This window comes from Nocardia carnea (assembly GCF_029868325.1).
Taxonomy (GTDB): Bacteria; Actinomycetota; Actinomycetes; order Mycobacteriales; family Mycobacteriaceae; genus Nocardia; species Nocardia carnea_C.
Genome location: NZ_JARWNW010000207.1, coordinates 1 through 8,040 on the forward strand (window position 1 = coordinate 1; position 8,040 = coordinate 8,040).

The following is an 8,040-nucleotide window of genomic DNA, read 5'->3' on the forward strand; positions in this document are numbered from 1 at the left end:
CCCCCCCCCCCCCCCCCCCCCCCCCCCCCCCCCCCCCCCCCCCCCCCCCCCCCCCCCCCCCCCCCCCCCCCCCCCCCCCCCCGCCGCCCGCGGCCCCCCCCCCCCCCCCCCCCCCCCCCCCCCCCCCCCCCCCCAAGGCCCCCGCCACCCCCACCGCCCCGGCCGCCCCGGCGGCTCCCACGCGCACCGGGAACACGGTGGCGCGGCCGAACGGGCAGGATTACCACATGCGCCAGCTCGCCGGGCGCGCCGATGTGGATGTGTTGCAGACGATGCGCAGCGCCGAGGTTCCGGTGCTGCTGTACGGCCCGCCCGGCACCGGTAAAACGTCGTTGATCGAGGCCGCCTACGGGGATCTGCTGACCGTGCAGGGTGACGGTGACACCACGGTCGCCGATTTCGTAGGCGAGTACACCCAGAACCCCGACGGCACCTTCGTTTTCGTGCACGGCCCGCTGGTCCGGGCGATGCGTGAGGGCCGGGTGCTGTTCATCGACGACGCGACTCTCATTCCGCCGACGGTGCTGTCGGTGGTGTACCCAGCGATGGACGGCCGCCGCGAGATCGTGATCAAAGCCCACGGCGGCGAGGTCGTGAAAGCCGAGCCCGGGTTCTTCGTAGTGGCCGGGCACAACCCCGGCGTGCACGGGGCGATCCTGTCCGACGCGCTGGCGAGCCGGTTCGCGTTCCAGGTGCAGGTCGGCTCCGACTACGACCTCGCAGGACAGCTCGGGGTCGACAAACGGGCGGTGAAAGTGGCGCGCAACCTGGCCACCCGCCAGGGCAAGGGCGAGATCGGGTGGGCGCCGCAACTGCGCGAATTGCTGGCGTTCCAGAAAATCGCCGCCGCTACCGACACGAGCACCGCCGCCGCCAACCTGATCGGCGCTGCCCCCGAGGACGACCGCCCCATCGTCGCCGACGTGGTGCGCACCGTGTTCGGCGCCCGACTCGACCCCCTCGCACTCGGCGCCCGCCTCTAACCCACAACCCCGACCCCCACACGGAAGGACCCCTGCTATGACTGGCCACCTGATCGCCGACCCCACCACCACACCCACCCCGCCACCGGCCACCGACGGCTGGGACACCCTCTCGGCCGTCCTCACCAGTGAGGCCCCGCCGATCGCCGACCGCGACGACCTCGTCGTCACCATCGCACCGGGTGCGGCCCATGGCCACCCGGCGGTGTTCATGCCGCACCGGGCCGCGATCGAACTCGACGGCACCCTCCTCGGTATCGACCCGGCCACCGCCCGGCCGGACCGGAACAGCGACCGCGCCCGCTACGCCGCTACCTGGGGCGCGTTCGTGCACGAGTGCGCCCACGCCCAGCACTCCCGCTGGGAGCCCCCGGCGCTGGCGAACCCGGCCGTGGTCGAGGCCGCGATGCTGTTGGAGGAGTCCCGGATCGAGGCCGCCCAGATACGCCGCCGCCCTGATGACCGGCACTGGCTACGCGCCAGCGCGACCGAGATCGTGATCGGTGACAACGGCGGCACCGATGCCGCCACCGCGATCCCACCGACCCCATACTCCGCCGCCCACAATGCCGCCCTCATCCTCGGGCGGGTCGACGGCGGCATCCTCGAACCGGCCGAAACCGCCCCCGCCGCCCAGGCGATCGAGTCCATCCTCGGCACCGACACCCTCGACAAACTGCGGGCCATCTGGCGCGAGGCCCACACCGTCGCTGACGACGACACCAACACGATGCTCGAACTCGGGCAGCGGTGGCTCGATATCGTCGGCCCGGACCCACACGCCGACCCGGTACCGAACTCGATACTGTCCGCCGCCATCGGCGCCACAGTCGCCAACGTGGCGAGTGCGGTGGCCGCGCAGCCGGTTCCGGTCGACCCGGCCGAGGCCGCCGCCGACGCGCGCCGCGCCGCCACCCGTTCGGCCCAACGCGCCACCGCGCAAGCACAACGAGTGTTCGGTGACGGTACCGGTCACGGTGTCTCGACCAGTACCCACAACACCCGCACCCCGCGCCGGGACGAACACGCCGCCGCGCGGGTACTGGCCCGCGCCCTCGACACCGCCGCCACCCGTGAACGCGCTGCCGTGAGAACGACCTCGGTGTTGCCGCCGGGCCGGTTGCGGATGCGTGGCGCGCTGGCGCGTGAGGCCCAACGCGCCGCCGGGGCGATCCCGACCGCCGAGCCGTTCACCCGCACGACCCGCAAAACCGTTCCGCTGCCCCCGCTACGAGTCGGGATCGCCTGCGACGTGTCCGGGTCGATGGACAAATTCGCCGCGCCGGTGGCCTCGGCCGCGTGGATCATCGCCCGCGCGGCCGAGCTCGCCACCATGCCCGCCGACACCGCCACCGTCACCTTCGGGGCCTCGGTCAAACCGATCACCTACCCGGGCACCGCGCCCACACGAGTCACCGAGTTCGCCTGCCCGGACTGGCACCACGTCATCGACACCGCCATCGACGCCCTCGACGGCGCACTCGGCCTGTCCCGGCCCGGGGCGACGCGGTTGCTGGTGATCATCTCCGACGGCGACTACGACGGCGGAAACCGCGACCGCGCCCAGAAACGCCTCGACGCATTACGCGCGGCCGGGTGCGCGGTGCTGTGGCTCTCTCCGGCGTACGGCGTATCGAACCCGCTGGACGGGGCGACCGTGCACAGGATCACCCGCCCGACCACCACAGCCGCCGCCATCGGCCGCGCCGCCACCACCGCAGTACGCAACGCCTAACCCCCACCGCACTCCCGGGGGCGCGGCACCCACCGCGCCCCGGGAGGACGAAACCCCCAGCCAACGAATGGCACTCACAAGAACAGGAACAATCCGAATGACCAGCAACACCCCCGAGAACCTGGACACCGACCACACCGCCGAGGCACTGCATCAGCAGCAGTACGAGACGGCCGACCGTGCCGCCGATCTCGCCCGCCGGTTGGGGGCCATGGCCGCCGCCCTACGCGACGGCGAACTTCCCGACACCAGCGAACCGGTGGAGTTCGCTGCCCGTGACGTGGACTCCGCACTCACCGATCTCACCGACCTGCGTGCCGACGCCGCCGAGGCCGGTCACATCCCCACCATCGACGCCCGGCTTCTGCCAGTCACCCCGGCCGGGGTGAACCCGGACCAGGCCCTCGCCCGATTCCGCGACCTGCAGTACCGCATCCGTGATGAGCGCAACACCTGCACCGCCCGTCCGGACGGGACCGAGGACCCGAGTGCGTGTGCCGAGCATCATGACCGGCTCGAAGCGCTGTGCGCCGAGGCCGCCGACATGATGGCCGCCCTCGACGCCCACCTGGCGAGCGGCGGACGGCTGCCCGCCCTGTGGGGCGACGCCCACCCTTGACACCACCAGCGCCCGGCCCCGGTATCGGACACAGGCCCTGCCCGATACCGGGGGCCACCCCGGCGGAGACCGCCACACCCTAAGGAGGGACACAACAATGAACCACCCCGACCCCACACCAACCAACATCCACACAACCCATTCCGGATGTGACGGCGCCGACGCGGCGCGGGCCCGGCTGGCCGCCGGCGCTCGCGCTGCCATTCGGGCCGGTACGCGAACAGCGGATCACCGAGAGCGTCCTGGAGTTGATCGCCGCCGAGATCGGCCACCGTAATCCGGCCATCGTCACGGTACTTCTGGATTGGGAACCCTACGGCGGACTCGGCGTCTTGGGGTTCCGCGACCGTGACGACAACCCGGTCGCCGATCCCGACCTTGGCCTCGATATCACCCGCTACGCCAGCGATATCCGCGCTACCGCGGACACCGGCCTCGCTGCGTCGCGACCGCACGAACCCGGTCTCTTCCGTCTCGACCTCACCGTCATCACGGAATCGGCAACTACGCCGCCCGGCCTCGTCGCGGCACACACGCTGCGGGCGGGGCAGCGACTCGACCACGGCAAACGGGTACACGCGCTGACCAGACGCGAGGACCACCTCGATATCGCCTTCGACGACGGCACCTGGTGGTGCGCCGTCCCCACCCAGCATCCGATCACCCTCTGGGACGGGAACCCGAGCACCCGCCGCTACCCCTTCGCGTTCCTGACCGGCGACGAATACGGGATCTACCGACGCGAAACCGGCCACGATCCGACAAACGCGCTCGCGGTGTCCGCGGACGAAAATCTACCGGCGCGCACACCCCGTGTCGGAGACCGGGTCCGCATCACCGGCCTGCTCCCCGCCGACCCCGACCCGCTCGACCTCGGCGCCACCGGAACCGTCACCGGTATCGGCGCCCAGCGTGCCGGGCAGGTCTTCGTCGACTGGGACAATGGGCGCGCATCGATCCTGCTCGACACCGACCCATTCGAGATTCTGTCAGCCGAGCCCGTCGACAAACCCTAAGACCAGACTTCGGGAACCGGTCGCCTCGGGAACACCCACCCGGTACAACGTGAGGGCCGTCCACCAGGGCGGCCCCACACCGTCGGTGGCCACAGAGGCCAATCGTCGTGCTGACGTGGCCGTCGGCGCTTCATAGAGACCAGTTCTACCTCGGGCAGGCTATAGCCTCTGCGCGGCGCGGCGTCGGGTCCGGACCTCGATCACCTGCTGCCCTTTGCGCGGGAGCCGGCGGATCGAGAACTGTTTGGTTGCGGCGATCAGTTTGATGTCGCAGGTGTAGCCCCATCGCTGCGGCATCCAGTCCGGGTCGGCATGTTCGAGGGCGGCCGACACGGCCGATATCGGGGACCAACTATTGGGCTGAGCCGCTGCGGCTACCGAGTCGCGTAACAGGCCCATGAGCCGGTGGTCGGCAACGAGTTCGCCGGTATTGCGGCGGCCGACCATGATCGCGAGGACCCGCTTGCCGATATCGCCGCGCGCCCCGCCCGGGTCCGAGTGCAGAACCTCATCCACCAGCAGAGCCGCAACCCGGCATGCCCTGCGCTGTTGAGGGTCTCGGACACGGCCGAGCATGCTGTGGACCTCTATCCACACCGACTTGTTCGCGAGCGCGACACTGTGGGTCCGGAACAGGAGCAGTTGGCGGGCTTTGTCGGTCGAGTCCGGTGGATAGATCAGCCCGTCGTCGTACATCTCAGGCCAGTACTCCTGCGGCGCCGTCTCCGGTGGTGCCAGCGTGCTCACCCGATGAGACCGAGGTGGCCGGGACAGGGGTGGCAGGGTGGACGCGAGCCACTGCACGGCCAGGTCCAGGTGCTGCTGCCGTGCGTCGTCAAGGAAGTTCTCCCCAGGCGAGTACACCTCGAACTCTGCGTCGAGGAGCGCTTCGTGGATCAGCGTGTTCGCGGTGGTTGTGAGCGAGAGTGCTCGGAAAGCGATCGGCAGCACGGTGGCCGGCTCAGCAGAGTCGGTGGCTCTGAGGAGCTCCACGGTGGTGTGCAGGGCATCGAGCGCGGTCAGACCGGCCTCAATCGGCGCCTCATCACTCGGGACCTGGTCCGCTTCGAGTTCGCTGCTGCTGCGACGCAATGCTTCGTGTAGCGCAGGCTCTGCTGGTTCGCCAGGCGGCGGGCTCGGCGCTTGCGTCGGGAGCTGCCGTTTTTCGGCATCGTCGTCCTCTTCCGACAAGAGCGCCCACGCCGCCCTGCCGTGACGATTCGTGCCTACGGGGAAGGAAACGGTCAGCGCGGGCCCCTGGAAGGACCTTTGTTCATCGACGTCGCCACCAGCGTGGGCGGGGCAACTGAACACTGAGCGTGCGCGGCCTGCTCACCGAAAAGAATAGCGTCACGGCGAGGCTTTGTGCCGGCTGTTGCACCCCGGATGGGCCGCGAGTACCGATAGCCGTCGAGTGCCGCGGCACCTGGCGACGGCCGAGCCGATTCCTGACCGGCCCGCCCTCGGACCCAATATCGGTTGGATAGTGGCTCGATGGCCTCGCCGCCGAGCCCTGCCTGCGAGTCGAATTCCTCTCGTGCCACGGCTATCCCGCAATCCGGCGAGAAGAATTCGGGGCGCGGAATTTCTTTCACGCCCCACTTGACAGCGGCCCGGGTATCGAGCGTCCATAGGAGCGGGAACGGCACCGAAACCCCGGGGGATTTGGCCCCTATCCGGTGTGGTTCCCGTCCCGGCCGGGACATGACCACATCCACCCTAACCACATTGTTGGAGGGACCTGTCATGTCCACACGTAAGAAGACGAACACCACCACCACCACCACCGCACGCCCGGCGGCGGGCGTGCCCGATCCGGCCCCTGACACCGACGCTGCCGCCCCGGACGGGGGATCGGGGGCCGCCGGTGCGCCTGTGCTGCGCAACGACAGCGACGCGGCGTTGTGGGCCGCCCTGGGCGCCTACCCCGGTTTCACCACTGCCGAATTGGCAGGGGCGGCCGGGATCGGCGTGTCGACCGCCCGCCGCGTGCTGTCGAATTGGGAAGACACCGGGGCCGCATGCTCGCACCGCGACCCCGAATCGCCCCGGGCGGCCAAAACATGGACCACGGCCGAACCAGCCGCCACGCCCAAACCGGCAGCCCCCGACCCGGCCACTGCGCCCGAACCGGCCGCCGCACAACAGATCACGCCCGTCGAGGCGGACACGATGAACACCGACCCCGGCGCCCCCGCTGCCCCCGTCCCCGCCGATCCCGGGCAGACGGCCACGGCCGCAGCGACCCCCACGGGCGACGGTGACACCGACGCGGCACCGGCCACCCCTGAAGGCGACGACGACGCGTCAGCGGCGCAACAGGAGTCGGGCCCCCGGTTGCGTTCGGGTGCCTTGCGGGGGCAGGTCGAGGACTTTCTGCGTGATCACCCGGACGAGGAGTTCAGCCCGCACCAGATCGGCAAGACCCTCAACCGTTCCAGTGGCGCGGTCCACAACGCGCTGGTGACCCTCACCAAGGGCGGCACCGCCCATCAGACCAGCGCGGCCCCCAAACGGTTCGCCCTCGCAGCGACACCCGACCGCTCCGGGAATCCAGGACGCCAGCCCCATACACCGACGAACTGACGCCCCCGAGTCGTTGGAGCGTTTTCTGATGGATATCACTGTTCTCGTCGCGCGTCTGGATGAGTCCTACACCGTATTCGGTACCGGCGAATTCGTTCACCAGGTCAGGGAGGTCGCTTTCCTGGTGACATCGGCCGATGAATGCGGCCACCGTGACGGCAGGATCTGCACCGAGTGCGCACCGTCGTGGCAGATGGACTACGAATTCGACGAGCCGTTCCCCTTCGAGCGTGCGCAGCGGGTCACCATCGCGGATCTGATCGCAGCGGGACGGGTGAAGGTTGGCGATCGAATCGCCAACCCTGAATTCGATGTCACGGCGGTGATCACCGCCTGCGGGGGATTGATGCTGCCCGACGGCCGCGTCTTCACCAACCCGTCCGCCGCCGCCCACGCCGCCCGAGCTTCCTCCTGACATGCGTGGCGGTGCCGGGTTCCCCGGAGCACCTATCTCCGGGGAACCCGACGCCGCACTCCAATTTATCTCTTCTGAAAGGGTTTCCCCGATCATGTACAACATCTCCATTCCGGCCGATGTCGCAGCGGCACTGCACCGCGTGTTCGCCAGCTCCCCGCACGCCGTCGACAGCCTGGAACTGTGGCTGGCGGTCACCGCCGAGGCCGCCCGCCACCTCACCGCGCCCGGTGAATCGGGTAATGCGCCGCAGTGGTTGCCGGTGTTCACCTCCTACCGCCGGATGCGTACCGACGCCATGTATCACACCGCGACCGCTGCCGTGCGGATCACCACGGGGACGCTGGCCGGGATCACCTACACCGACCCCGTTAGCGCTGCCCGCGCGGTCGCCACAGTGGCCCCGCTCCCGGCCCCCGGCAACGCCGGGGACGGGGACAACGCCGTCGAGATGCTGAATCTGGTGCCGACGTGGCGGTTGCCGATGGCCGCTGACCCGGCAGCGGGGACGCGGCCTGCGGTATCTCCGCTGATCTCCTAGCCCGCCTACATACCGAAACGGCCGGGGGGGGGGGGGGCGCTGGGCACGCCCCACCTCTGTTGGCCTATTTCCTCGGCGGCGCCCTGTGCGCCCGCCACGGCGGTTTCGTCGGTGATATCGGCGGGGGTGAACAGGGCGTTCGGCC

Annotated in this window: 8 protein-coding genes; 7 read left to right on the top strand and 1 reads right to left on the bottom strand. The window is 70.1% G+C overall.

All coding sequences use genetic code 11. The annotated features are described in order from the left end of the window. Positions 1–227 precede the first annotated feature (227 nt). From QH196_RS17360 to QH196_RS17375, 4 genes are all read left to right on the top strand, one after another. Positions 228–983: an AAA family ATPase gene (locus tag QH196_RS17360; RefSeq protein ID WP_280416845.1), complete on the top strand. Its 756-nt coding sequence runs from the start codon at positions 228–230 to the stop codon at positions 981–983. Positions 984–1,020: 37 nt separating this feature from the next. Beyond that, entirely contained in the window at positions 1,021–2,718 is a 1,698-nt protein-coding gene (locus QH196_RS17365) for a VWA domain-containing protein (protein ID WP_280416846.1), read from the top strand. A 97-nt stretch (positions 2,719–2,815) separates the two neighbouring features. Continuing rightward, a complete protein-coding gene (locus QH196_RS17370; RefSeq protein WP_280416847.1) occupies positions 2,816–3,337 on the top strand; it encodes a hypothetical protein in 522 nt (173 codons plus the stop codon). Between the two features lie 149 nt (positions 3,338–3,486). Beyond that, positions 3,487–4,353: a hypothetical protein gene (locus QH196_RS17375; protein WP_280416848.1), complete on the top strand. Its 867-nt coding sequence runs from the start codon at positions 3,487–3,489 to the stop codon at positions 4,351–4,353. Positions 4,354–4,512: 159 nt separating this feature from the next. Here QH196_RS17375 and QH196_RS17380 read toward each other — a convergent pair whose 3' ends face one another. Next, a complete protein-coding gene (locus QH196_RS17380; RefSeq protein ID WP_280416849.1) occupies positions 4,513–5,544 on the bottom strand; it encodes a hypothetical protein in 1,032 nt (343 codons plus the stop codon). Positions 5,545–6,099: 555 nt separating this feature from the next. On the opposite strand from QH196_RS17380, the gene QH196_RS17385 reads away from it, so the two are divergent. From QH196_RS17385 to QH196_RS17395, 3 genes are all read left to right on the top strand, one after another. Then, positions 6,100–6,939, top strand: coding sequence for a hypothetical protein (locus tag QH196_RS17385; RefSeq protein WP_280416850.1), 840 nt, complete (start codon positions 6,100–6,102; stop codon positions 6,937–6,939). Between the two features lie 28 nt (positions 6,940–6,967). Continuing rightward, positions 6,968–7,354, top strand: a complete 387-nt coding sequence (locus tag QH196_RS17390; protein ID WP_280416851.1) for a hypothetical protein — start codon at positions 6,968–6,970, stop codon at positions 7,352–7,354. Between the two features lie 94 nt (positions 7,355–7,448). Continuing rightward, positions 7,449–7,895 (top strand): hypothetical protein, encoded by a 447-nt coding sequence (locus QH196_RS17395; protein WP_280416852.1) that lies wholly within the window; start codon positions 7,449–7,451, stop codon positions 7,893–7,895. Positions 7,896–8,040 lie beyond the last annotated feature (145 nt).

Coding starts and splice junctions, on each gene's coding strand:
- QH196_RS17395 (WP_280416852.1), top strand. CDS start 7,449: ATGTACAACATCTCCATTCCGGCCGATGTCGCAGCGGCACTGCACCGC.
- QH196_RS17385 (WP_280416850.1), top strand. CDS start 6,100: ATGTCCACACGTAAGAAGACGAACACCACCACCACCACCACCGCACGC.
- QH196_RS17390 (WP_280416851.1), top strand. CDS start 6,968: ATGGATATCACTGTTCTCGTCGCGCGTCTGGATGAGTCCTACACCGTA.
- QH196_RS17360 (WP_280416845.1), top strand. CDS start 228: ATGCGCCAGCTCGCCGGGCGCGCCGATGTGGATGTGTTGCAGACGATG.
- QH196_RS17365 (WP_280416846.1), top strand. CDS start 1,021: ATGACTGGCCACCTGATCGCCGACCCCACCACCACACCCACCCCGCCA.
- QH196_RS17370 (WP_280416847.1), top strand. CDS start 2,816: ATGACCAGCAACACCCCCGAGAACCTGGACACCGACCACACCGCCGAG.